This is a genomic window from Streptomyces mutomycini, from assembly GCF_001700505.1.
Taxonomy (GTDB): Bacteria; Actinomycetota; Actinomycetes; order Streptomycetales; family Streptomycetaceae; genus Streptomyces; species Streptomyces mutomycini.
Window position 1 is genome coordinate 1 of record NZ_MAPV01000045.1, and the last position, 21,585, is coordinate 21,585.

The following is a 21,585-nucleotide window of genomic DNA, read 5'->3' on the forward strand; positions in this document are numbered from 1 at the left end:
CCCGGCACCATCTCTTCTGGTGCCGGGAGGCGACGTACACCGGCCCTCCGGCGGACGACTTCGAGTCCTCGCGCCGCGAGTGGGTCCCGCTCGAACTCGTGCCGGACATGGTCGCGCGCGGTGAGGTACCGGCGGCAAACATGGCAGCCGGACTGCTGATGCTCCATCACATGCGCGTGGCATGAGGGCACATGCCTCCGCGTCGGCAGGGCATGGCCCGATGGCCTCCTGGCGGCAGGAGACTTAAGAGGGTTCGGTTCGTGGGAGAGCTGGGTCCTGACGTCGTGTCGTACCCGGCCCGGAAGTGGGTTACTGGGCGGTGTAGCCGCCGTCGACGGGGAGGGCGATGCCGGTGACGTAGCTCGCGCCGTCACTGCACAGCCACAGGACGGCCTGGGCGATCTCGTCGGCGGTGCCGAGCCGGTCGATGGCCTGGCCCGCTTCGGCCTGGCCGCGGTCGAGTTCTCCGCCTTCGACCATGGCGTCGACCATCGGGGTGCTGATCGTGCCGGGACAGACGGCGTTGATCCGGACTCCGCGGGAGCCGTATTCGAGGGCGGCGCTCCTGGTCAGGCCGATCACACCGTGCTTGGTGGCGTGGTAGGCGGCGCGGCCGGGGTTGCCGACGAGGCCGCCGAGGGAGGAGCAGTTGACGATCGCGCCGCTTCCCTGCTCCCGCATGTGGCGCAGTTCGTGCTTCACGCTCGCCCAGATGCCCCGCAGGTTGATGCCCTGGACGCGGTCGAACTGGTCGGCAGGCTCGTCGGCGGCGTCGGTGGGCGGGGGCATGATGCCGGCGTTGTTGTAGGCCATGTCGAGCCGACCGAAGGCTTCGACCGTGCGGTCGACGGCGGCGGCGACCTGGTCCTCGTCGGTGACGTCGCAGACCAGCGCGAGGACTTGGTGGCCGTCGTCGGCGAGCTGCTCGGCGGCGGCGTTCACGGCGTCCTCGTTGATGTCGGCGAGGCCCACGGCGGCGCCTGCTTCGGCGAAGGCGCGAGCGGCGGCCGACCCCATGCCGGAGGAAGCTCCGGTGACGAAGGCGACCTGGCCGGTGAAGTCGTAGGTGGGGTTCATGGCGGTTGCTCCCAACGAAGGTGTACGGAGGCGCTGTTCAGCGTGCGGTCGTCGTGGTGGCGTCAGCTGTCTGCCGCGGTTCGTCCGCGTCGGTGGTGTGGTGGGCGACGATCCGTGAGGGGCCGGCGGTGCCGCGCAGGGCGAGGGCGATCAGAGGCAGCAGGGTGAGCGCGGCGAAGACGGCGCCGACCAGGGCCGGTCCGCTCAGGCCGAGCGAGGAGTCCAGGGCCCGGCCCGCGACGAGGGAACCGGCGGCGATGCCGGTGTTGTAGCCGGAGGTGGTCAGCGCCGAGGTGAGGGTGGGGGCGTCGCCCGCGAAGCGGACGGCGAGGGAGGTGACGACCGGGTTGACGGTGAACCCGGCCAGGGCCATGCCGAAGACCAGGACCACGGCGGCCACCGGACTGTTCGAGGCCGGGATCAGGGCCAGCAGGATGAGGGAGGTGGCCGCCGCCGCGGTGATCGTCGTGACCATCGGGCGACGGTCCCCGAGACGCCCGCCGATAGCGGTACCGCCCAGCGCACCGATACCGAAGGCGATCAGCACCAGCGGCACGGCACCGGCCGGGATGCCCGCCCGGTCGGTCAGCAGCGGCGTGATGTAGGTGTACGTCGCCAGCACCCCGCCCATGATCAGCACGGCTGCGCCGAGCGCCAGCCACAGCCGTCCCTGCTTGAGGGCCTGGACCTCGGCCCGCACCGACACCTCGGCCCGCTGTCCGGTACGGGGGATGAACCGGCCGACGAACGCGGCGGCCAGCGCGGCGAGGACGGCCAGCGCCCAGAACGGGCCGCGCCAGCCGGTGTAGTGGCCGACGAACGAGCCGATCGGCACACCGATCACGTTGGCCAGCGTGAGGCCGCCCATCATGACGCCGACCGCCCGCGTGGCGCGTGCCGGCCCGGCGGTGGTGGTGGCGATGACGAAACCGACGGCCCAGAACGCTCCGGTGGCCAGGGCGGTCACCACGCGGGCGGTGAGCACGACGGTGAAGGAGGTGCTGAGCGCGGCGACGGCGTGCCCGAGAGCGAATACGGCGAGTGCGCCGATGAGGGTGTGGCGCTGGGGCAGGCGCAGGGTGGCCATGGCCATCGTGGGCCCGCCGACGATCATGCCGACGGCGAACGCGGTGATCAGCAGACCGGCGTGCGACACGCTCACGTTCAGGTCGGCGGCCATCTCGGGCAGCAGTCCGGCGATGACGAACTCGGTGGTGCCCATCAGGAACGTGCCGGCGGCGAGCACCCATACGACGAAGGGCAGTCGGCCGGGGGCGGACCCGGTGGCGGAGGACATGCGAAAACTTCTTCCCGTACGAGGAGATGGATGTACTCGGGTTGGGGGTGCGGTCAGGGGGCGGTTTCGATGGTGATGCGGTCGGCCCCTGACAGCTGGTCCGCGTCGGCGTCGATGTGGCCGAGGATCAGCAGATCTGCGGAGGCGGCGGGGCCGTCCTTGTAGAAGACGGCGAGGTTGCCCCACGGTGCGAAGTAGGCGATGTCCCCGACCTTGGCCGCGGCCGGTTCGGGGGCGTCCTCGGTGGTCAGCTTTCTCGGCGGGTCGGCGACCCGCTCAGTTCCGTGGAAGTCCTCCAGGTCCAGGGTGAGCGGGAGCAGGGAGGCGAGGTCGCGGGCGGCGGGGCTGCCGTTCAAGCTCGCGTCGACACGCCGGCCGTCGATGGTGACGCGGATGTCCATCGGAGTGCTCCTGTCTGATCCGGACGCGCTTGCTGACGCCGATGTCTGCGGCTGCCCGGACGCCGGGGCGGACGATGACACGGAGGCTGTTGTGGCGGGGGCCTGCTCGGCGGGTGAGTCGTCGGAGCAGGCGGTCGCGGTCAACAGCAGCACGCCGGTGGTGGCGGTGGCGGTCAGGGCCCGGCGAGGGGCGAAGGTCATGGGGTGCCGTCCTGCGGGTCGGGCATGGGCTCGGCGTAGTGGCGGAAGCCCTTGCGGTCGGTGTGCAGGCGGTACAGCAGCTCGGCCAGCGCCTTGGGGCTGGAGTGCTCGGAGTCGGGGCGTGCAGCTCCTTGGCGACCTGCACCAGGCCCGTCGGGTTCAGCTGGTAGCCGGAGCTGTGGCGTACTCCTCGTCGGTGACGGGGTTCAGCCACTGCACGACGTCGTGGTCGTCGTCGCCCTCGTTGATGGCCAGGTGGACCATCAGCCGATTCGGCGCGGCACCGTGCCAGTGCTCCTCATCGGCCTCGAACAGGACGCGGTCGCCGGGCCGGATGACTTCCACCGGACCGCCCCGGCGCTGACACAGGCCGATGCCTTCGGTGACGAAGACGGTCTGGCCCAGCGGGTGACGGTGCCAGTGGGTGCGCGCGCCCGGCATGAAGTGCACCAGGTTGGCGGTGACCCGGGACGGGGCGGGGGCCGCGGCGACGGCGTCGATGTATACGTCGCCGGTGAACCAGTCGGCCGGCCCCTTGGCGGTGTCGATCGAGCTGCGGGTGATCTGCACGGATGCTCCTCTTTCGGTTGGCGGGGCAGGTCAGGGGATGAGGAGGGTCTTGATGGCGCGGCGTTCGTCCATGGCCTTGTAGCCTTCGGCGACCTGGTCGAGGGGGAGGGTGAGGTCGAAGACCTTGCCCGGGTCGATCGCGCCGGTGAGGACGCGGTCGATGAGGTCGGGAAGGTAGCGGCGTACGGGGGCGGGGCCGCCGCGCAGGCCGACGTGGGAGAAGAACAGCTCCTGCCCGTCGAGCGCGACCTCGTGGGGAACGCCGACGAAGCCGACGTTGCCGCCCGGGCGGGTCGAGTGCAGGGCCTGGCTCATGGACTGGGCGGTGCCGACGCACTCCAGGACGCTCTCCGCCCCGATCCCGCCGGTCATCTCCTTGATCCGGGCCACACCTTCCTCGCCGCGCTCGGCGACGATGTCGGTGGCGCCGAACTCGCGGGCGAGCTTCTGCCGGGACTCGTGGCGGGACATGGCTATGATCCGCTCCGCGCCCATCTCCTTCGCGGCGATCACCGCGCACAGGCCGACCGCGCCATCACCGACGACCACGGCGGTCGAGCCGGGCTTGACCTCGGCGGCCTCCGCTGCCCACCAGCCGGTGCCCATGACGTCCGAGACGGCCAGCAGACCTGGCCAGAACCGCTCGTCCGGCACACCATCGGTGGCCACGAGGGTGCCCTGGGCGTTGGGGATACGGACGTAGTCGGCCTGGCAGGTGGACATGAACTCGCGGTTCAAGCAGTTCGACTGGAACCCGTTGCGGCAGTTCGCACAGGTGTTGTCGGAGGTCGCGAACGAGCCGATAACGAACTGGCCGGGCTTGACCGAGGTGACCTCGGACCCGACCTCCTCCACGAAGCCGACGTACTCGTGGCCCATGGGATGGGCCGAGTCGGTGGGCTCCGCACCGCGGTAGGGCCACAGGTCCGACCCGCACACACACGTCACGGCCGTGCGGATGATCGCATCGGTCGGCTTGAGGATCTTCGGCTCCTCCAGAGTCTCGAAGCGGATGTCGCCGGGGGCGTGGATCACTGCGCTGCGCATGAGAGGTTCCTTTGCGTACCGGGTACAGGGTGCGCACCCGAATCACGGGTGGGCGGACCACCCGGGCTGGGCACGGGGCTCCGCCGCGCTCTCGCTGTGATGGCGGGGAGGCGAAGCACCACGCCTTCCAGGTAACCCCCTCTTCCCGCGCGGAGCGAGTCACTGACAAGGGGTGTACCGGCAGTACATCCCTGTGGCCGCGTGCGGGACGTACCGTCGAAGGCATGGACAACCGTGAGGAGGTCCGCGAGTTCCTCACCTCGCGGCGCGCAAAGATCACCCCTGACCAGGCCGGACTGCCTTCCGGAGCCCGGCGCCGGGTGCCGGGCCTGCGCCGCAGCGAGGTCGCGGCCCTGGCCGACATGAGCGTCGAGTACTACTCGAAACTGGAGCGCGGCACCCTCGCCGGAGTCTCCCCGGCCGTCCTCGAAGCCCTCGCCCGCGCCCTGCAGCTCGATGACGCCGAACGCGCCCACCTGCTGAACCTTGCCCAGGCCGCCGACGGCTCCGACGCCCTCACCCGCCCCCGCCACCGTGCCGCCACCCGGCAGTGGACACCGCACCGCAGCCTGCAATGGACCCTGGACGCGATCACCGCGGGGCCGGCGTTCGTCCGCAACGGCCGGATGGACATCCTCGCCGCCAACCAGCTCTTCCGCGCCTTCTACACCGACGTCTACGCCACGCCCGGCAACCGGCAGAACCTGGCCCGCTTCACCTTCCTCGACCCCACCTCCCGCCGCTTCTACCCGGACTGGGACGCCTTCGCCGACATCACCGTCGCCATCGTGCGCGCTGAAGCCGGCCGCAACCCCCACGACAAGGACCTGCACGACCTGGTCGGGGAGCTGTCCACCCGCAGCGACGCCTTCCGCACCCGGTGGGGTGCGCACAACGTCCGACACCACGGCACCGGCACCAAGCACTTCCACCACCACGCCGTCGGCGACCTCTCCCTCGCCTTCGAGGGCCTGGACATGGCCGCCGCCCCCGGCCTCACCCTCACCATCTACACCGCCGAACCCGGCTCGCCCTCCGAAGAGGGTCTGCGCCTCCTCGCCACCTGGGCCGCCACCCAGGAAGCCGACCGGGATTCAGAGCGATCTGCAGCCAACTGACCGTGACGGCGCCAAGCCCGCCAGGGGGGTGCACAGACCTTCCACTCCTCTTTGGACCCGCGTGGCGCATTCAGCAGCCGCGGGGCCCAGGCCGGCGCGGATCTCGCCGGCCGGGTCGACTGGTCGATGATCGGGGTGGACAGCGCATGAGCGCATGATTGCCAGTGACGCCCATAAGTCCGGTGGAGGTCGGGAGCTGTGTCCCGCGATGCAGCTGAAGCCGGAGGTGTCCACGTCGGCTCAGGGCGTGGAGAGCGCGGCGATGTCGCTCTGCCCCGCGAAGCGCAGGGTGACGAGGGAGCGGAGAGTGGTCATCTGGTCGCTGCTCTGGTGGAGCAGGCTGTCGACCTGGTGGAGCCGGTCAAGCCGAGGCTGCGTGGCCGGCTGCATGCGGGGATGGTCCCCGCCTCGTTGATTGCGGGCATCGCGCTCATCTGGCTGGCTCGCACACCGCAGGCGGTCCGGGCCTGCGCCGTGTACGCGGTCACTCCTGGCTGCTGTTCGCGACGAGTGCCATCTGCCACCGCGGTACCTGCGGGCCGCTGGGGGAGGCTCTTCCGCGACGTCTCGTGCCCCGGCTGCGGCGCGTGTCCATCCGGTCGGCGGCGCAGGCGAGGGTTGCTGCGGATGACGGCCCCGGTCCGGTGCAAGGGTGACGGGCGACGCGCTGATGTGCCGACCTGCATCCGAGCGGTCGGCATCTCCGCGCTGTGAAGGTGTGCATCCTTCCTGCAACGCTGTGCTCGGGGCGGGCCGATATCTATGGTCACGGTGTGAGGGTTCAACGCGCCGCGCCGGGAGTGTTTTTACCGCAGCGAAGAGAGTGGAATTGTTCACCGTACGCGGGCCATTACGGCATGCTACTGTCGTTCTCGGTTGCAGTTGTGGTTCCCAAAACTTCAAGCTTCTGCGTGGGTATTTTTCGACCAGTGGAAGCTTCATTTTGTCTCCGGTTCTTCTCCGGGCGGGGCATCATCGCGGCGACGCGGAATCCGTGCATTACGGATTCCGACGTACCTGCCCCCGAAGGAGATATGACATGGCGTCAGGCACTGTGAAGTGGTTCAACGCAGCCAAGGGTTTCGGCTTCATCGAGCAGGACGGTGGCGGCGCTGACGTGTTCGCCCACTTCTCGAACATCGCCGCCCAGGGTTTCCGCGAGCTGCTCGAAGGTCAGAAAGTCACCTTCGACATCGCACCGGGCCAGAAGGGCCCGACGGCCGAGAACATCGTTCCCGTCTGACGCTGGCGCGCACTTCGTAGCTGGGGCCCGCATCCTTCGGGGTGCGGGCCCCAGCTCCGGGCATTCTCCGGGAGTGAGTGGTGCCACCTGCGGTGGAACATCCGCCCGCGGAGCCTTCTCGCTGCCCACTCCTTCCGAGTCCCACCTGTCGGTGGAACTGGATTCCTCGCCCATATGGCGTCACTCATTCCATGGTCTGCATCCCGCTCCGGGACCAATCGCAGGTCTCATTTGATTTCGCATTCCGCTCGGCCCGTTCTTGTGATTCCCCGCGCTGTTCTTCCGCTGCGAGAATTCCTTGATACGTGCCGTATCAAGGAAGGTTCTGAATGAACCCCACACGTACGAACAGTCGTTCTTCCCGCAGCCGTGCCGCCGACTCCGGCCGGGGCGGTAGCCGCTTCAACTCGACCGCCTCGACCCGTTCCGCTGCCCCGGCCCGTTCCGGCGGTTCGGGCCGCTCGGCCGGCAATGGGCGGCGGCCCGCCACGGTTCAGGGCGAGTTCGCGCTGCCGGTCACGGTCACTCCCGCGCTGCCTGCCGTCGAGGTGTTCGCCGACCTCGACATGCCGGGGCAGCTGCTGGCGGCGCTGACCGCCCAGGGGGTGAGCGTTCCGTTCCCGATTCAGGGGGCGACCCTGCCCAACACCCTCGCGGGTCGCGACGCCCTGGGACGTGGGCGCACCGGCTCCGGCAAGACCCTCGCCTTCGGCCTGGCTCTGCTGGCCCGCACCGCCGGTCAGCGTGCCGAGCCCCGGCAGCCGCTGGCCCTGGTCCTCGTGCCGACGCGTGAGCTGGCCCAGCAGGTGACCGACGCCCTGGCCCCCTACGCCCGTTCGGTGAGGCTGCGCATGGCCACCGTCGTCGGCGGCATGTCGATCGGCCGGCAGGCCAACGCGCTGCGCGGTGGTGCCGAGGTCGTCGTGGCGACACCGGGCCGGCTCAAGGACCTCATCGATCGCGGTGACTGCCGACTCGACCAAGTCGCGATCACCGTCCTGGACGAGGCCGACCAGATGGCCGACATGGGCTTCATGCCCCAGGTCACCGCGCTCCTGGACCAGGTCAAGCCCGACGGCCAGCGAATGCTGTTCTCCGCCACCCTGGACCGTAACGTCGACCGCTTGGTCCGCCGCTACCTCACCGACCCGGTCGTCCACTCCGTCGACCCATCCGCCGGCGCGGTCACCACGATGGAGCACCACGTGCTCCACGTGCACGGCGCGGACAAGAACCGTACGACCACCGAGATCGCAGCCCGCGACGGCCGGGTGATCATGTTCCTGGACACCAAGCGGGCCGTGGACAAGCTCACCGACCACCTGCTGGCCAGCGGGGTCCGGGCCGCCGCACTGCACGGCGGGAAGGCGCAGTCGCAGCGCACCCGGACCCTGACCCAGTTCAAGACCGGGCACGTCACCGTGCTCGTGGCCACGAACGTCGCCGCCCGCGGCATCCACGTCGACAACCTCGACCTCGTCGTCAACGTCGACCCGCCGACCGACCACAAGGACTACCTCCACCGCGGCGGCCGAACCGCACGGGCAGGGGAGTCCGGCAGCGTCGTCACCCTTGTCACCCCGAACCAGCGCCGGGACATGACCCGCCTCATGACCGCCGCCGGCATCGTGCCCCAGACCACCCAGGTCCGCTCCGGCGAAGAGGCGCTCGGCCGCATCACCGGCGCCCAGGCCCCCTCCGGTATTCCCGTGACGATCACCGCGCCGGTGGTCGAGCGGCGCCGGCGCAGCGCGCCCTCACGCGGTCGGCGCAGCCCCGCCTCCGCGGCCCGGCGCGTGACCGCGCATCAGTCCTCCTTCGACGCGGCTGCCTGAGAACTTCGTGATCCGGAAGCTGACCCATCTGTGCAGGAGGCACCTTTTGACGCTGGTCCAGATGCAGCCGGGTTCGACGGATGCCACGGCCGCAGGCAGGACGGTGGCCGACGCGATGGAGACCGCCGGGCCGCAGGTCTGTAACGACATGACCGTCGAGGTGGCCCTGTCCGTCATGGCCAGTGCCCGTACCGGGCATCTGCTCGTCTGCGACGACAGCGGCCTGTGTATCGGACTGGTCACCCAGTCTCAGCTCGCAGCAGTTCGTGACGGCTCCGCGTACTCGGACAGGGTCCAGCTGCGGGACATCCTCGGCGACCGAGGGCCCTTCACCTCGCCCGTGACCACCATGGTCGAAGCCGGGCACATGATGCGCCACAGCGAGGTCGATGCCCTGCCTGTGGTCGACGAACACGGCAGTGCCTTGGGCGTCCTCGCCCTAGCCCGCTGAGCCGTCACATCCGCGGCAGAACCACTCCCTCTTCGTTCCTCTCCCTGTGAGGCATCATGCGCTGTGTCATCGCCCGCTTCCCGTTCGACCTGACCAGGAGCGGCGTCCTGGAATCGATGAAGGGCATCAAGCCCGAGCAGGCATCCGGCGAGTCCGTGATCATCGGCCGACGCACCTACCCCGTCAAACAGGTCGGACAGGTCATCACACGCCAGGACCGCCGAGACTTCAGCGCAGGAGAAGTCGTGCGGGCCATGACCCAGCTCGGCTTCACCTGCCGCGACCTAGCCCCGGCCCCCGCACCCACTCGGGTTCTCAACCCGTTGCAGCAGGCTTCCGCGATGCTCGGCGCCCCTGTGGCTGCCTGACCGAGGGGCAGGCGCGAGCCGCCGGTAAGCACTGCTGAGGGTCCGGCCGACGCACTCCGGCCGGGCCCTCACCGCGTATCGAGGTGTCCCGGCGAGACGTGGGTCAGTGGTCGGAGTAGCTGAAGTCGCCCATCGTCCAGGCACTGACGTCCTCGATCGCGACCCGGTACATCCCACCTGTCTCCGGGATCCCCACCGTGCCCTGAAGAATCCGCGCCACGTGGAAGTGCAGATGCGTGGGCGGCCCTTCCTCAGAGGCAGCGGTGGTGAACATGGAGGAGAAGTCGCTCAGGCGGGCCGAGTCCGCAAGGACCTCCGACACCCGCTGCCTCCAGACGGCTTCGGGAGCCAGCCGGCCCGTGATGACAGCACCACCGGCGACCACGGTCAGAGGCATCTGATTGCTGCGCCCGGACTCCACCAGGGCGGCAACGTCAACAAGCAGCGCGTCAGGCTTCGACATGAGGCCGATTATATTCCCGGGCAGGACGGCGCTGAGGCCTTGTCGTTGAAGGCGCTGCACCGCTGTGAGTGGCACGGCAGCCAAGATTTCTCCCGCCCATGGCCGCCTGGTCCGAGGGAGAGACGAGTCGGCCCGCCTCCGTGTCGAGCCGGTCCTTGCGCTCGGCGCATGCTCCGCTACGGGGTACGTGCCCCGGCGGGCCCGGCGGCGCGAGCGCCGGGCCCGCCGGCAGGACGCTCAGGCGTACGGGTAGAAGCCCGAGCCCGTCTTGCGCCCGAGCCGGCCCGCGTCCACCATCCGCTGGAGCAGCGGGGGAGCGGCGTACAGGGGCTCCTTGTACTCCGCGTACATCGAGTCGGCCACCGATGCCACGGTGTCCAGGCCGATCAGGTCGGCGAGCTTGAGCGGGCCCATCGGGTGGGCGCAGCCCATCTCCATGCCGTTGTCGATGTCCTCGCGGCTGGCGATGCCCGACTCGAACATCCGGATCGCCGAGAGCAGATACGGGATCAGCAGGGCGTTGACGACGAAGCCCGAGCGGTCCTGGGCGCGGATCGCGTGCTTGTCCAGCACGTTCTGCACGACGGCCTCGGCACGCTTTATGGTCTCGTCGGACGTCGTCAGTGCGGGGATCAGCTCGACGAGCCGCTGCACCGGGGCCGGGTTGAAGAAGTGGATGCCGATGACCTGGTCGGGCCGGGACGTCGCCACGGCCAGCTTCACCAGCGGGATGGAGGAGGTGTTCGAGGCGAGGATCGCGTCCGGCCGGGTCACGACCTGGTCGAGGACCTGGAAGATCTCGGTCTTGACCTGCTCGTTCTCCACGACGGCCTCGATCACGAGGTCGCGGTCGGCGAACTCACCGAGGTCGGTGGTGAAGCTGAGGCGGGCGAGGGTCTCGTCGCGCTCCTCAGCGGTGATCTTGCCGCGTTCGGCGGCCTTGGAGAGGGAGTTGTGCAGCCGGGTACGCCCTATCTCCAGCGCCTCGCCGGTGGTCTCGGCCACCCTGACCTCGAGGCCGCTGCGGGCGCACACCTCCGCGATGCCTGCGCCCATCTGGCCACAGCCGACCACTCCGACGCGTGCAATGTCGGCCATAGAGTCCGTCACCTCGTGCCTTTCGCTGATCTTTGTGCGGCAGTTCCCGTTTGATTCCGGTGTCCGCCTCGACCCCCCGACGTTACTCCGAGATCCGGCTCGGACGAGCTGCGGGTCGGAAGGTCCGAGGACGGGCATGATCTGCGTCACGCGCTGTCGACGTGACATACGGGAACAGAGGCATGGAGGGTACGCATATGCGTCATATGGGTCGGAGAGCATGGGTGGCGGGCGCGGCGGGCGTGGTGGCCGCTCTGCTGACAACGGGTGATGCCGCCGCCGCGCGCAGACCGGATACCCCCCGGCACGGAGGCCGGGGCCGCAGGGCGGGGGAGGGCGAACTGCGGGGTGTGTGGATCGCCACGGTCGCCAATCTGGACTGGCCCTCCGAACCGGGCCTGAGCGCCGCCGCCCAGGAGGCGGAGCTGATCGACCATCTCGACCGCGCGGTCGCCCTGCGGCTGAACGCCGTGGTCCTCCAGGTCCGGCCGAGCGCCGACGCCCTGTGGCCCTCGTCGTACGAGCCATGGGCCCAGTGCCTGACAGGTGTCCAGGGCAAGGATCCGGGATGGGATCCGCTGGGCACGGCGGTGCGCGAAGCGCACGCGCGGGGACTGGAGCTGCACGCGTGGTTCAACCCGTACCGGGTCGCGAACCACACCGACCCGTCCCGTCTGGTGGCCTCCCACCCCGCGCGGCTGCACCCGGAATGGGTCCTGCCGTACGGCGGGAAGCTCTACTACAACCCGGGCCTGCCCGAGGTCAGGGAGTTCGTCCAGGACGCGATGCTCGACGCGGTGAGCCGCTACGCCGTCGACGCGGTGCACTGGGACGACTACTTCTACCCCTACCCGGTCGCAGGCCAGGTCTTCGAGGACGACGCCGCCTACGAGCGCTACGGCCAGGACTTCGCGGACAAGGCGGCCTGGCGGCGCGACAACACCGACCGGCTGGTCCGTGGGACGGCCGAACGGATCAAGGAGGTCAGGAGCGGCGTCCGCTTCGGGATCAGCCCCTTCGCGGTGTGGCGCAACGCCAGGACCGATCCGCTGGGCTCGGACACCGCGGCAGGCGTGCAGACCTACGACGACCTGCACGCCGACACCCGGAAGTGGGTGAAGGAGGGCTGGATCGACTACATCTGCCCGCAGATCTACTGGAACATCGGCTTCTCCGCCGCCGACTACGCGAAGCTGCTGCCGTGGTGGGCGGACACGGTCCGGGGCACCGGCGTCGGCCTGTACGTCGGGGAGGCGCTCTACAAGGCGGGTGACCCGGCTCAGCCCGCCGCCTGGCAGGATCCGGCAGAACTCTCCCGGCACCTCGACCTCGCCGCCGGGCATCCGGAGGTGGGCGGCCACGTCTACTTCTCGGCGAAGCACGTGAAGGCCGACCCCGTCGGGGCCATGGCCCGGGTGGTCGCCGACCACTACCGGACCCGGGTGCGCGCACCCCGTTGAGCGGGGCCCTCGGGGTCTCCCGGTCCCGCCCGGACGTGTGTGCCGGGAGCCACTCGTGCCCCCGGCACACACGCGCTCTAGCGGTCCCGGTCCTCGGGGGCCGTGTGCTGGACGACGCTGTCGGGGCCCGGTGACCTGATCGATTCGTGCCCGTCCTCGAAACGCAGACGGTACGGGGGGCTGCCCCCGTCACCGAGCACTTCGATGATCTCTGCGACCCGGTCGTGCTGTCCCACGGTCCTGCCGTGCGTCAGCAGCCGGTCGCCCGTGTGTGCCTCCATCGGGGGTGACCTCCTCACGGGTGGTGGTCCATGTCGACAAGTCTATTGCCGGACCGGCGTGGCGGCTCGCGTGCGGAGGGCGGCACCCCGCCCGGCCCGCTGGGTGACGGCGATGCACACCAGGACGGCCACCGCCGCCACCGGGGCCGCGGTGGACACCTCCTCGCCGAGGGCGAGGAACGACCAGACCAGGGTGAGCAGTGGCTGGGCCAGCTGGAGCTGGCTGGCTCGCGGGACCCCGATCTCCGCCATGCCGCGGTACCAGACGTACAGCCCCAGGAAGGTCGACCCTGCGGCGACCCAGACCAGGCCGGCGACCCCGCGTGCCGTGAGGTGCACCGGTTCGAAGGGCAGCGCCACGGCCGCGCCGGCGATCGCGAGCGGCAGGGAGAGGACGAGGGCCCAGCCGATCACCTGCCAGCCCGGCATCACCCCGGCCAGCCTGCCGCCCTCGGTGTATCCCGCCGCGCAGACCAGCAGCGCACCGAACAGATACAGGTCGCCGCCGGAGAGCTTTCCGCCGCTCTGCTGGACGGTGAAGGCGATCACCACCGCCGCCCCTGCCAGTGCCGCGATCCAGAAGGCGCGCGGTGGGCGCGAGCCGGTGCGCAGCGCCGAAAGGAGAGCGGTCGTCAGCGGCAGCAGCCCCACCACGACGGCCGCGTGCGAACTCGTGGAGGTCTGGAGGGCCAACGAGGTCAGCAGGGGGAAGCCCACGACCACGCCGCCCGCGACGACCGCGATACCGCCCCAGTGGCGCCGCTCGGGGACCGGGACCCGGCCCGCGAGCAGTGCGCATCCCGCGATCAGCGCCGCGAGCATGCTGCGCAGCGCGACCAGGGACCAGGGGCCGAAGCTCTCCAGGCCCCACACCGTCGAGGGAAAGGTCAGAGAGAAGGCGAGGACACCGAGCCCGGCGAGCACGACCCCGTTCGACGGCCCACGGCGCGCCAGGGGCCGGCCGACGTCAACCGCTATCGCTGTCTGTCCGGTAGCGCTATTCTCTGCTGTCATGCATGAGCGTAGCAGTGTGTCCGAACTGGTGAACTCCCTGAAGGGTGAGCTCAACCGCTACTCACCAGGTGGGAAGCTGCCGTCCAGTCGGGCACTCGTCGAGCGTTTCAAGGTCAGCCCGGTGACCGTCTCCCGGGCCGTCGCACAGCTCGCCGCCGAAGGCCTGGTCGTCACCCGCCCCGGCTCCGGAGCCTTCCGCGCCGAGGCCCGCGCGGCAGCTCCGGCCCCGGGCGACACCTCCTGGCAGGAGGTCTCGCTCAGCGGGGACGGCGGGCCCGAGGTGGTGCCGCGCACCGTCGACGCCTCGGGCGTCCTCGTCACCCTTGCCGCACCGCCGCCCGGGGTGATCGAGTTCAACGGCGGCTACCTCCACCCCGGTCTCCAGCCCGAGCGGGCCCTGGCCGCAGCGCTGGCGAGGGCCGGACGCCGGCCGGGGGCGTGGGGGAGGCCGCCCACCGACGGGCTGTCCGATCTGCGCGCCTGGTTCGCCCGCGAGATCGGCGGCACGCTCACCGCGGCCGACGTCCTGATCACCGCGGGAGGGCAGAGCGCCCTGGCCACCGCCCTGCGGGCGCTCGCACCGCCGGGAGCCCCCGTGCTCGTCGAATCACCCACCTACCCGGGCATGCTGGCCGCCGCCCGCGCCACCGGTCTGCGACCGGTACCCGTACCGGTGGATGCCGACGGGGTGCGGCCCGACCTGCTGGAAGCGGCCTTCCGCGCCACCGGGGCCAGGGTCTTCGTCTGCCAGCCGCTCTTCCAGAACCCGACGGGGGTGATCCTCGCCCAGGACCGGCGCGAACGGATCGTCCGGGCCGCGCGGGAGGCGGGCGCGTTCGTCGTCGAGGACGACTTCGCCCGCCGCCTCGTCCACGCGGACGCAGGCCCGCTGCCCGAGCCCCTCGCGGCCCACGACCCGGACGGCGTCGTCGTCCACGTGCGCTCCCTCACCAAGGTCACGTCACCCAGCCTCCGTGTCGGCGCGCTGGCCGCACGCGGACCCGTCCTGGAACGGCTGCGTGCCATCCAGGTCGTCGACAGCTTCTTCGTTCCCCGGCCGGTCCAGGAGGCGGCGCTCGAACTCGTGGGCTCCCCGGCCTGGGAACGCCATCTCCGTGACGTGGCCGCCGAACTCGGCAGCCGCCGCACCGCCATGACGACGGCGGTGCGCACCCGGCTGCCCGAACTGGCCCTGCCCCTCGTGCCGTCGGGCGGCGGAAGCATCTGGCTCCGGCTCCCCGGCCCGGGTGCCGACGAGCCCGTCCTCGTCTCCGCCGCGCTGCGGGCGGGCGTGGCCGTGGCACCCGGCCGTCCGTACCACTGCGCCGAACCACCCGCCGGACACGTGCGGCTGAGCTTCGCCGCCGTCTCGGGGCCCGCCGAGATCGCGGAGGGGGTGCGCAGGCTGCGTATCGCGGTCGACGAGCTGCGGACGCCCGGCTAGCCTCCCCGGATGAGTCAGAACGACACCGCTGTGCAGCGCTACGAGATCTCCGCCGACCCCGCGCGACTCGACGCGGCCCGCATTCACCACTGGCTGTCCACGGACGCCTACTGGGCCCTGGGGCGCACCCGTGAGCAGCAGGACCGGGCGATAGCGGGATCACTCAACTTCGCCGCGTACGACACCGCTTCGGGCGAGCAGGCCGGCTATGCGCGCGTGATCACCGACCGGGCCACCTTCGCGTGGGTGTGCGACGTGTACATCGACCGTGCGGCCCGCGGACAGGGCCTCGGCACCCGGCTCGTCACCGCTGTCCGGGACGAGCTGGCCCCGCTGGGTGTCCGCAGGTTCCTGCTCGCCACCAAGGACGCCCACGGGGTCTACGCGAAGCTCGGGTTCACCCCGCTCGCCGAACCGGACATGTGGATGGTCCTCCAGACGGGCTGAGCGCGGGGTGAACGAACAGGGCGGGCGGCCCCCTTGACCGACGGGGCGCCTGGCCCCACGATCACGCGCATGAGTGTTCGGGTGTCTCTCGTCGCCGCAGCACGAAGCTCCGCCCTCCTCGCCGAGCGTTTCGACGACGACCGGCCGCTCGACCACGCCGGCTGGCGCGAGGTCCAGTTCGCCGCCCACGCCCTGGTGCGGCTCGGCGCCGCCGAGCTGCGCTACTGCTCGCCCACACCGCGCAGCCGCGCCACGGGTGACGCACTCGGCTTCGCCCCGCTCGTCCAGCTCGCCCTGCGGGACTGCGACATGGGCCGCTGGCGGGGCCTGACCCTGTCCGAGGTCGCCGCCCGCGAGCCGGCCGGTGTCGACGCCTGGCTCGCCGATCCGCGCTCCGCCCCGCACGGCGGCGAGTCCCTGCTCGCCTTCATATCCCGGGTGGGCGGCTGGCTCGACACCCGGCCGGTCCGCGAGGGCGCGGTCGTCGCCGTCGCCGAACCCGCCGTCGTCCGCGCGGCCCTCGTGTACGCCCTCAAGGCCCCGCCGTCGACGTACTGGAACGTCGACGTCCGTCCGCTGTCCACCGTGACGATCACGGGGCTGCCCGGCCGCTGGAGCGTCAGCCTCGAAGCCACTCCGCACTGACCGGGTCACCCGGTCGAAGGAACCGGGCCGTACGGCGTCTTCCCGCCAGTCCGACCAGTCGGTATGGTGCGTGGCACCGAGACGAGGAGAGAGACCCGTGCCGCAGATCCAAGGCCACTGTGACGACCGGTTCGCCGCGGTACGCGACGCGTTCGCGGCGAACTTCGCGGAGCGCGACGAGCTCGGGGCGGCGGTCACCGTCCTGCTCGACGGCCGCCCCGTGGTGGACCTCTGGGGCGGCTGGGCCGACGGGGACCGGACCCGCCCCTGGGAGCGGGACACCGTGGTCAACGTCTGGTCCACGACGAAGGGCCCCACCGCGCTCTGCGCCCACATCCTCGTCGACCGCGGCCTCCTGGACCTGGACGCCCCGGTGGCCGCGTACTGGCCCGAGTTCGCGGCCCGGGGCAAGGAGTCCGTCCGCGTACGCCACCTCCTCTCGCACCGCTCCGGGGTCGCGGGCCTGCGCGATCCGCACACCCTGGCCGAGCTCTACGACTGGGAGCTGACCACGGCCCGCCTCGCGGCGACCGAGCCCTGGTGGGAGCCGGGCACCCGCTCCGGCTACCACGCGATCTCGTACGGTTTCCTGGTCGGCGAGGTCGTCCGCCGGATCACCGGTCTGCTGCCCGGGGAGTTCCTGCGCCAGGAGATCACCGGACCGCTCGGCATCGACTTCACGGTGGGCCTCCCGGAGAAGGACGCGGAGCGGGTCGCCGAACTCGTCCAGCCGAAGGACGTCTCCCGCGAACAGGCAGCCCTCTTCGCCCTGATGGAGCCGGTGGCCATCGCCTCGCTGCTCAACCCCGGCACGGGCACGGCCGCCGCGAACACCCCGGAATGGCGGGCCGCCGAGATCCCCGCCGCCAACGGTCACGGCACCGCCCGCGCGGTCGCCGCCCTCTACGGCATCCTCGCCGGGCGCGGCACCCTCGACGGCAGGCGGATCCTGTCCGAGGAGGCGGCCGAGCGGGTCCGCGAGGGGCAGGGCAGCTGCCGGGACCTGATGCTGGGAGCGGGGTTCGCCCACGAAACCGAACTGGGCCTCGGCCTCTGGCTGAGCGGCCCGAACGGCTCGTACGGCCCCAACCCGCGTGCCGTCGGCCACGACGGGGCGGGCGGCTCCTGCGGCCTCGCGGACCCGGAGGCCGGGATCGCGCTCGGCTACGTCATGAACCGGATGGGCCCGAACATCGCCGACGACCCGCGCAAGATGGCGCTGGTCGACGCGGTGTACGGGGCTCTCCCGGCTCAGTAACCGGCCGGGCGCACCAGCCCCGACTCGTAGGCGTACACGGCGGCCTGGCGCGGAGGCCCGTTTCACCAGGATCCGGCTCACACGAACGGCAGCCGGAGAGCCTGTGCGGCATCGTGGCGATCCAGTCGTCCCCGCCCAGCCGGCCCGCTCCGTGGCCCGGGCATGCAGGGCGGCGGCACTCCCGGCACCGGTACCGGGCCAGGGGCCGCTCCACCCGCTACGGCCGGCGGCGGGGCTTTCCGCGCTTGGCGCCGCTCTTGGGGTTCTTGGCGCCGCCCGAGCCGCCGGAGCCGCCCCGGGAGGTCTTGCCCGCCGCCGGCTTGCGCGTGGCACCGCTCTTCCTGTCGGCCCGCTTGGCCTTGGGCTGCGGCGGTGTCGGCGGACGGCCCCGGGTGCTGTTGACGGTCCGCCCACGGACGATCCCGATGAACTCCTCCACCAGGTCCGTGGTCTTCTCCTCCGGCCACGACAGTGCGATCCGCGACTCGGGGACGCCGATCAGCGGCCGGTAGGTGAGGTCCTTGCGGTGGTGCAGGCGGGCCAGCGACTGGGGGACGACGAGCAGCCCCACCCCCGCCGCCACCAGCTCGACGGCGTCCTCGGTCGTGGCGGGCCGCTCGAACGCGGGCCGGCCCGGGGGGCGCTCCCAGTCGAGGACGTCGTCGAGCGGATGCAGCACGATCTCGTCGTCGAGATCCTTCACCGACATCTCCTCGACGGCGACCGCGGCGTGGTCCTTGGGGATCACGACGACCGTCGTCTCCGTGTAGAGGGGGATCGCGCTGAGATCCGCGGGGTCGACGGGCAGCCGCACGAAACCGGCGTCGGCGCCGCCGTCGCGCAGCAGGCCGGCCGCGTCGGCCGCGGGTACGCCGACGAGGGTCAGCGGGGTGCCGGGCAGCCGCTCGTTCCAGATCCGCACCCACTTGGTCGGGGTCACGCCCGGGACGTAGGCGAGCCGGAACGCAGGGGGTACTTCCGAGCCTGTCACCCCGCCAGGTTACCGGCCGTGGTCGGAGGCGGCGCACATGCTCGATACCCTGGACACCATGACGTCGCACCAGACCACCCAGACAATGAAGCCCGCCACCGCGGCGAAGAAGCTGGGTGTGTACCTCGAAGCCACCCCCGCCGAGTTCCAGGAGGGCGTCGTCTCGCGCGCCGAGCTGAACGCGCTGCAGACCGACCCGCCCGAGTGGCTGCAGGAGCTGCGCCGCAACGGCCCGCACCCCCGGCCCGTGGTCGCCTCGAAGCTGGGCGTCTCCATCGCAGGTCTCGCGCGCGGCGGTGTCACGGAGCCCCTCACCACCGAGCAGATCGACGCCCTCAAGCAGGACGACCCCGAGTGGCTGCGGAAGGAGCGCGCCACCCAGGCCGAGGTCCGCAAGGAAGCGGTGCGCATCAAGGAGCGCGACGCGGCCCGGGCCGAGCAGGCCGACCGCGACTGACGTGCCACCCCGGTCGTTACGGACGTTTGTGGCCGTCGGCGGCGATCCGGACACGCGCCGGGCCGGGCCGGCGCGCCGGCCCGGGAGCTTGGCGCGTCCCGGCGGTACGAGGAGCGCCTACGGGGCGGGACCGCGCAGGACCGGTGACGGGCCGGCGGTCTATTCGCCCGTGTAGAACGCGATCGTCGCCACCGTCGTCGCGGTCACGGTCTCCGGGTCCGCGCCGGAGGCGGCGAACGCGTGTCCCCACTCCTCGCCGGAGCGCGCCACGAAGGCCTTCGCCTCGGGGGAGGCCTGCCACTCAACGGCGTCCTCCGGGCTGATCCCGCCGCCCGACAGGTGCCACCCGAGCCCAAGCAGCGCCAGGTCCCAGCCGATTCCGACCGCGCCCGGACCGTACTGGCTGCGGAACTCCTCCGGAACCACGGACACGTGCTCCAGCTCGAACACCGTCCGGCCGGTGCCCTCCGGTGTGAGCCGCACCTCGACCTCGCTGAAGCCGGGGTCGGGCCCGAACCGCCACGACACACGGAGCCGCTCCGCGGGCACGCACTCCAGGATCTCGCCGCCGGCGTTCCCCTCCAGCTGATAGCTTCCGCCGGCCCGGAAGTCGCCGGTCACCGGGAGGAACCACCGGGCGATCCGCTCCGGCGAGGTCACCGCGCTCCAGACCTCGGCGGCACCGGCGTCGAACGTGCGACGCAACAGCACCGTGCCGGCCTCCTCCGACGCGACCCGGCGTGTGCCGACCTCCCGGTGGACCCGGCTGATCTCCTCGATGATGTCGCTCATGGCCGCTCATCCCGCTTCCGCGTGTCCGCCGTACTCGTTCGGTCCTCAGGCCATGTAACCCAAGTTCCGCCGCAGCCGCCTCTGCGGGCACGGTGGAACTCAGCCTTTGACGGCCTCCGCGATCCGCAGAGCCGCCTGGTCCGGCGTGAGATGCGTGGTGTCGACGACCTCGGCCTCGGCGTGCAGCCACGTGCGGGCCGCCTCGGCGTAGGGCTCGAGGTAGGCGCGGCGGAAGGAGGAGGGACCGAGAACGGTGTCCCCCTCGATGCGCCCGCGGAGGGTGTCCTGGTCGGCGTGGAGGACGAAGTGCCTGACCGGAATGTCATGGTGGGCGAGGCCCGTGCTGATCTCGCGCCAGTACTGCTCGACCAGGACGGTCATGGGCATCACCAGGGTGCCGCCCGTGTAGTCGAGCACGCGGCGGGCGGTCTCGACCACCAGCGGCCGCCAGGGCGTCCAGTCCTGGAAATTGCCCGTCCAGGGGAGCCCCGGCTTGATGTCCATGAGCGTCTCGCCGACCTTCTCGGCGTCGAACACCCGTGAGTCCGGGATCAGCTGCTGCACGAGAGCACCGGTGGTCGTCTTGCCCGCGCCGTGTGTGCCGTTGAGCCATACGATCATGGGGCCCCACGCTAGCGCCGTGCGGGTCTGCGCGGGGTCGTGTCCGCGCAACCACCGAGAATGCGCCCCGCCCATGCGTCCGGCACGAGACTCCTGGCGCCAGGCCGTTGCCCGCCCGCACGGCCCTGCACATACTGAGCCGGACCGATTCCGTACGGGGGACTCTTCATGACCGAGGGCATCAGCTCGCACTCCGGCACGACCGTCGCGGCGGACCGGGACGGAGAACCCATGGTGCGGGTGGAGAACCTGCATCGTTCCTACGGTTGCGGGGCCGCCGCCGTCCACGCGCTGCGCGGCGTCTCCTTCGACGTCCCACGCGGTGAACTGACCGCCCTCAAGGGCAGATCGGGCTCCGGGAAGACGACACTCCTCAACCTGGTCGGCGGCCTCGACTCCCCCGACGAGGGCCGCATCACCGTCGGCGGCACCGATCTGGCCGGCCTCGGTGAGGACGGCCTGCTGGGGCTGCGCCGCGACCGGATCGGCTTCGTCTTCCAGTCCTTCGGCCTGATCCCGATCCTGACGGCCGCGGAGAACGTCGGTGTGCCGATGCGCCTGCGCAGAACCGACCCTAAGGAGCGTGAGGAGCGCGTCGAGCTGCTCCTCGCCATGGTCGGACTCGCCGACCACGCGGCACAGCGGCCGGGCGAGCTCTCCGGCGGCCAGCAGCAGCGTGTCGCCATAGCCCGTGCGCTCGCCAACCGGCCCGCCCTGCTGATCGCCGACGAACCGACGGGGCAGCTGGACGCGGAGACCGGGCTCGCGGTGATGGAGCTCCTGCGCGCCGTGGTGCGGGGCGAGGGTGTGACGGCACTGGTCGCCACGCACGACGCCCAGCTGCTGGGCCTGGCCGACCGGGTTCTCGAACTCAACGACGGCCATATCGTCGAGCAGATCTGACCCACCGCCGGAGTGCCGCATTCCGGTGCTGGCGTGCCGAATTCCGGTCACGATCCGGTCAAGCCCTGTGCGAGAGCGATGTTTTCCGAGCGCAGGCTCTGAA

At 71.2% G+C, this 21,585-nt stretch carries 26 protein-coding genes and 1 pseudogene; 13 read left to right on the forward strand and 14 right to left on the reverse strand.

The features are described 5' to 3' along the window. The coding region (locus BFF76_RS07230) for an NUDIX hydrolase (RefSeq protein ID WP_478076849.1) at positions 1 to 185 on the forward strand (185 nt) is incomplete at its 5' end. A 124-nt stretch (positions 186 to 309) separates the two neighbouring features. Here the strand turns inward: BFF76_RS07230 and BFF76_RS07235 are convergent. From BFF76_RS07235 to BFF76_RS07255, 6 genes and pseudogenes are all read right to left on the reverse strand, one after another. Further along, the gene (locus BFF76_RS07235) at positions 310 to 1,077 is read right to left on the reverse strand and encodes an SDR family NAD(P)-dependent oxidoreductase (protein WP_053930977.1); all 768 of its coding nucleotides are present in this window, start codon (positions 1,075 to 1,077) and stop codon (positions 310 to 312) included. 37 nt (positions 1,078 to 1,114) lie between these two features. Then, positions 1,115 to 2,374, reverse strand: coding sequence for an MFS transporter (locus BFF76_RS07240; RefSeq protein ID WP_065847674.1), 1,260 nt, complete (start codon positions 2,372 to 2,374; stop codon positions 1,115 to 1,117). Positions 2,375 to 2,427: 53 nt separating this feature from the next. Then, on the reverse strand, positions 2,428 to 2,976 hold the full coding sequence (locus BFF76_RS33585) for a cyclophilin-like fold protein (RefSeq protein WP_078850716.1): 549 nt from the start codon (positions 2,974 to 2,976) through the stop codon (positions 2,428 to 2,430). Continuing rightward, positions 2,973 to 3,107, reverse strand: a pseudogene (locus BFF76_RS33590) (SDR family NAD(P)-dependent oxidoreductase); the annotation flags it as partial. The gene BFF76_RS33585 and the pseudogene BFF76_RS33590, both read right to left, overlap by 4 nt. A 28-nt stretch (positions 3,108 to 3,135) precedes the next feature. Then, the gene (locus BFF76_RS07250) at positions 3,136 to 3,546 is read right to left on the reverse strand and encodes a (R)-mandelonitrile lyase (RefSeq protein WP_031097509.1); all 411 of its coding nucleotides are present in this window, start codon (positions 3,544 to 3,546) and stop codon (positions 3,136 to 3,138) included. Positions 3,547 to 3,576: 30 nt separating this feature from the next. Beyond that, positions 3,577 to 4,593, reverse strand: coding sequence for a zinc-dependent alcohol dehydrogenase family protein (locus BFF76_RS07255; protein ID WP_031097511.1), 1,017 nt, complete (start codon positions 4,591 to 4,593; stop codon positions 3,577 to 3,579). A gap of 224 nt (positions 4,594 to 4,817) precedes the next feature. On the opposite strand from BFF76_RS07255, the gene BFF76_RS07260 reads away from it, so the two are divergent. Then, positions 4,818 to 5,711, forward strand: coding sequence for a helix-turn-helix transcriptional regulator (locus BFF76_RS07260; protein ID WP_031097513.1), 894 nt, complete (start codon positions 4,818 to 4,820; stop codon positions 5,709 to 5,711). A gap of 240 nt (positions 5,712 to 5,951) precedes the next feature. Here BFF76_RS07260 and BFF76_RS32890 read toward each other — a convergent pair whose 3' ends face one another. Next, positions 5,952 to 6,101 (reverse strand): hypothetical protein, encoded by a 150-nt coding sequence (locus BFF76_RS32890; RefSeq protein ID WP_158709697.1) that lies wholly within the window; start codon positions 6,099 to 6,101, stop codon positions 5,952 to 5,954. A gap of 649 nt (positions 6,102 to 6,750) precedes the next feature. Here BFF76_RS32890 and BFF76_RS07265 point away from each other — a divergent pair. The 4 genes from BFF76_RS07265 (at position 6,751) to BFF76_RS07280 (ending at position 9,608) form a co-directional block, all read left to right on the forward strand. Further along, entirely contained in the window at positions 6,751 to 6,954 is a 204-nt protein-coding gene (locus tag BFF76_RS07265) for a cold-shock protein (protein WP_031097515.1), read from the forward strand. Positions 6,955 to 7,283: 329 nt separating this feature from the next. Then, complete coding sequence (locus BFF76_RS07270; RefSeq protein ID WP_053930979.1) at positions 7,284 to 8,789, forward strand: DEAD/DEAH box helicase; 1,506 nt, start codon at positions 7,284 to 7,286, stop codon at positions 8,787 to 8,789. A gap of 46 nt (positions 8,790 to 8,835) precedes the next feature. Further along, positions 8,836 to 9,240 carry a CBS domain-containing protein gene (locus BFF76_RS07275; RefSeq protein ID WP_053930980.1) on the forward strand — a complete coding sequence of 135 codons (405 nt, stop codon included), beginning with the start codon at positions 8,836 to 8,838 and terminating at the stop codon, positions 9,238 to 9,240. 56 nt (positions 9,241 to 9,296) lie between these two features. Beyond that, a complete protein-coding gene (locus tag BFF76_RS07280) occupies positions 9,297 to 9,608 on the forward strand; it encodes an SCO5918 family protein (RefSeq protein WP_053930981.1) in 312 nt (103 codons plus the stop codon). A 103-nt stretch (positions 9,609 to 9,711) separates the two neighbouring features. Here BFF76_RS07280 and BFF76_RS07285 read toward each other — a convergent pair whose 3' ends face one another. Next, positions 9,712 to 10,071: a hypothetical protein gene (locus tag BFF76_RS07285; protein WP_031097528.1), complete on the reverse strand. Its 360-nt coding sequence runs from the start codon at positions 10,069 to 10,071 to the stop codon at positions 9,712 to 9,714. Positions 10,072 to 10,308: 237 nt separating this feature from the next. Next, positions 10,309 to 11,169, reverse strand: a complete 861-nt coding sequence (locus tag BFF76_RS07290; protein WP_053930982.1) for a 3-hydroxybutyryl-CoA dehydrogenase — start codon at positions 11,167 to 11,169, stop codon at positions 10,309 to 10,311. A gap of 197 nt (positions 11,170 to 11,366) precedes the next feature. Here BFF76_RS07290 and BFF76_RS07295 point away from each other — a divergent pair, with 197 nt between their 5' ends. After that, a complete protein-coding gene (locus BFF76_RS07295; RefSeq protein WP_078850717.1) occupies positions 11,367 to 12,629 on the forward strand; it encodes a glycoside hydrolase family 10-like protein in 1,263 nt (420 codons plus the stop codon). A gap of 77 nt (positions 12,630 to 12,706) precedes the next feature. On the opposite strand, the gene BFF76_RS07300 is transcribed toward BFF76_RS07295, so the two are convergent. Together BFF76_RS07300 and BFF76_RS07305 are read right to left on the reverse strand one after the other, a co-directional pair. Beyond that, positions 12,707 to 12,910, reverse strand: a complete 204-nt coding sequence (locus tag BFF76_RS07300) for a DUF1918 domain-containing protein (RefSeq protein WP_031097534.1) — start codon at positions 12,908 to 12,910, stop codon at positions 12,707 to 12,709. A gap of 42 nt (positions 12,911 to 12,952) precedes the next feature. Next, complete coding sequence (locus BFF76_RS07305) at positions 12,953 to 13,924, reverse strand: DMT family transporter (protein ID WP_065847676.1); 972 nt, start codon at positions 13,922 to 13,924, stop codon at positions 12,953 to 12,955. Here BFF76_RS07305 and BFF76_RS07310 point away from each other — a divergent pair. From BFF76_RS07310 to BFF76_RS07325, 4 genes are all read left to right on the forward strand, one after another. Further along, positions 13,923 to 15,368, forward strand: a complete 1,446-nt coding sequence (locus tag BFF76_RS07310; protein WP_065847678.1) for an aminotransferase-like domain-containing protein — start codon at positions 13,923 to 13,925, stop codon at positions 15,366 to 15,368. The two genes, BFF76_RS07305 and BFF76_RS07310, sit on opposite strands and share 2 nt — an antisense overlap. Before the next feature lie 9 nt (positions 15,369 to 15,377). Then, positions 15,378 to 15,815 (forward strand): GNAT family N-acetyltransferase, encoded by a 438-nt coding sequence (locus BFF76_RS07315; RefSeq protein ID WP_031097542.1) that lies wholly within the window; start codon positions 15,378 to 15,380, stop codon positions 15,813 to 15,815. 69 nt (positions 15,816 to 15,884) lie between these two features. Continuing rightward, positions 15,885 to 16,460 carry a histidine phosphatase family protein gene (locus BFF76_RS07320; RefSeq protein ID WP_031097544.1) on the forward strand — a complete coding sequence of 192 codons (576 nt, stop codon included), beginning with the start codon at positions 15,885 to 15,887 and terminating at the stop codon, positions 16,458 to 16,460. Between the two features lie 97 nt (positions 16,461 to 16,557). Beyond that, positions 16,558 to 17,718, forward strand: a complete 1,161-nt coding sequence (locus BFF76_RS07325; RefSeq protein WP_065847680.1) for a serine hydrolase domain-containing protein — start codon at positions 16,558 to 16,560, stop codon at positions 17,716 to 17,718. Between the two features lie 217 nt (positions 17,719 to 17,935). Here BFF76_RS07325 and BFF76_RS07330 read toward each other — a convergent pair whose 3' ends face one another. Next, a complete protein-coding gene (locus tag BFF76_RS07330) occupies positions 17,936 to 18,709 on the reverse strand; it encodes a LysR family substrate-binding domain-containing protein (RefSeq protein ID WP_065847682.1) in 774 nt (257 codons plus the stop codon). A 58-nt stretch (positions 18,710 to 18,767) separates the two neighbouring features. Here BFF76_RS07330 and BFF76_RS07335 point away from each other — a divergent pair, with 58 nt between their 5' ends. Next, positions 18,768 to 19,166, forward strand: a complete 399-nt coding sequence (locus tag BFF76_RS07335; protein ID WP_063839404.1) for a DUF5997 family protein — start codon at positions 18,768 to 18,770, stop codon at positions 19,164 to 19,166. Between the two features lie 159 nt (positions 19,167 to 19,325). Here the strand turns inward: BFF76_RS07335 and BFF76_RS07340 are convergent, their stop codons facing one another. Together BFF76_RS07340 and BFF76_RS07345 are read right to left on the reverse strand one after the other, a co-directional pair. Beyond that, positions 19,326 to 19,958 carry an SRPBCC family protein gene (locus tag BFF76_RS07340; RefSeq protein WP_065847683.1) on the reverse strand — a complete coding sequence of 211 codons (633 nt, stop codon included), beginning with the start codon at positions 19,956 to 19,958 and terminating at the stop codon, positions 19,326 to 19,328. Positions 19,959 to 20,057: 99 nt separating this feature from the next. Next, positions 20,058 to 20,579 carry a P-loop nucleotide/nucleoside kinase family protein gene (locus tag BFF76_RS07345; RefSeq protein ID WP_031097555.1) on the reverse strand — a complete coding sequence of 174 codons (522 nt, stop codon included), beginning with the start codon at positions 20,577 to 20,579 and terminating at the stop codon, positions 20,058 to 20,060. A 168-nt stretch (positions 20,580 to 20,747) separates the two neighbouring features. Between BFF76_RS07345 and BFF76_RS07350 the strand changes: the two genes are divergently transcribed. Then, the gene (locus BFF76_RS07350; protein ID WP_065847685.1) at positions 20,748 to 21,482 is read left to right on the forward strand and encodes an ABC transporter ATP-binding protein; all 735 of its coding nucleotides are present in this window, start codon (positions 20,748 to 20,750) and stop codon (positions 21,480 to 21,482) included. Positions 21,483 to 21,585 lie beyond the last annotated feature (103 nt).

Bases quoted from the DNA above. Each gene is read 5' to 3' on its own strand.
- BFF76_RS07235 (WP_053930977.1), bottom strand. From the start codon at position 1,077: ATGAACCCCACCTACGACTTCACCGGCCAGGTCGCCTTCGTCACCGGA.
- BFF76_RS07240 (WP_065847674.1), bottom strand. From the start codon at position 2,374: ATGTCCTCCGCCACCGGGTCCGCCCCCGGCCGACTGCCCTTCGTCGTA.
- BFF76_RS33585 (WP_078850716.1), bottom strand. From the start codon at position 2,976: ATGACCTTCGCCCCTCGCCGGGCCCTGACCGCCACCGCCACCACCGGC.
- BFF76_RS07255 (WP_031097511.1), bottom strand. From the start codon at position 4,593: ATGCGCAGCGCAGTGATCCACGCCCCCGGCGACATCCGCTTCGAGACT.
- BFF76_RS07260 (WP_031097513.1), top strand. From the start codon at position 4,818: ATGGACAACCGTGAGGAGGTCCGCGAGTTCCTCACCTCGCGGCGCGCA.
- BFF76_RS32890 (WP_158709697.1), bottom strand. From the start codon at position 6,101: ATGCAGCCGGCCACGCAGCCTCGGCTTGACCGGCTCCACCAGGTCGAC.
- BFF76_RS07265 (WP_031097515.1), top strand. From the start codon at position 6,751: ATGGCGTCAGGCACTGTGAAGTGGTTCAACGCAGCCAAGGGTTTCGGC.
- BFF76_RS07270 (WP_053930979.1), top strand. From the start codon at position 7,284: ATGAACCCCACACGTACGAACAGTCGTTCTTCCCGCAGCCGTGCCGCC.
- BFF76_RS07280 (WP_053930981.1), top strand. From the start codon at position 9,297: ATGCGCTGTGTCATCGCCCGCTTCCCGTTCGACCTGACCAGGAGCGGC.
- BFF76_RS07285 (WP_031097528.1), bottom strand. From the start codon at position 10,071: ATGTCGAAGCCTGACGCGCTGCTTGTTGACGTTGCCGCCCTGGTGGAG.
- BFF76_RS07290 (WP_053930982.1), bottom strand. From the start codon at position 11,169: ATGGCCGACATTGCACGCGTCGGAGTGGTCGGCTGTGGCCAGATGGGC.
- BFF76_RS07295 (WP_078850717.1), top strand. From the start codon at position 11,367: ATGCGTCATATGGGTCGGAGAGCATGGGTGGCGGGCGCGGCGGGCGTG.
- BFF76_RS07300 (WP_031097534.1), bottom strand. From the start codon at position 12,910: ATGGAGGCACACACGGGCGACCGGCTGCTGACGCACGGCAGGACCGTG.
- BFF76_RS07310 (WP_065847678.1), top strand. From the start codon at position 13,923: ATGCATGAGCGTAGCAGTGTGTCCGAACTGGTGAACTCCCTGAAGGGT.
- BFF76_RS07305 (WP_065847676.1), bottom strand. From the start codon at position 13,924: ATGACAGCAGAGAATAGCGCTACCGGACAGACAGCGATAGCGGTTGAC.
- BFF76_RS07315 (WP_031097542.1), top strand. From the start codon at position 15,378: ATGAGTCAGAACGACACCGCTGTGCAGCGCTACGAGATCTCCGCCGAC.
- BFF76_RS07320 (WP_031097544.1), top strand. From the start codon at position 15,885: ATGAGTGTTCGGGTGTCTCTCGTCGCCGCAGCACGAAGCTCCGCCCTC.
- BFF76_RS07335 (WP_063839404.1), top strand. From the start codon at position 18,768: ATGACGTCGCACCAGACCACCCAGACAATGAAGCCCGCCACCGCGGCG.
- BFF76_RS07340 (WP_065847683.1), bottom strand. From the start codon at position 19,958: ATGAGCGACATCATCGAGGAGATCAGCCGGGTCCACCGGGAGGTCGGC.
- BFF76_RS07345 (WP_031097555.1), bottom strand. From the start codon at position 20,579: ATGATCGTATGGCTCAACGGCACACACGGCGCGGGCAAGACGACCACC.
- BFF76_RS07350 (WP_065847685.1), top strand. From the start codon at position 20,748: ATGACCGAGGGCATCAGCTCGCACTCCGGCACGACCGTCGCGGCGGAC.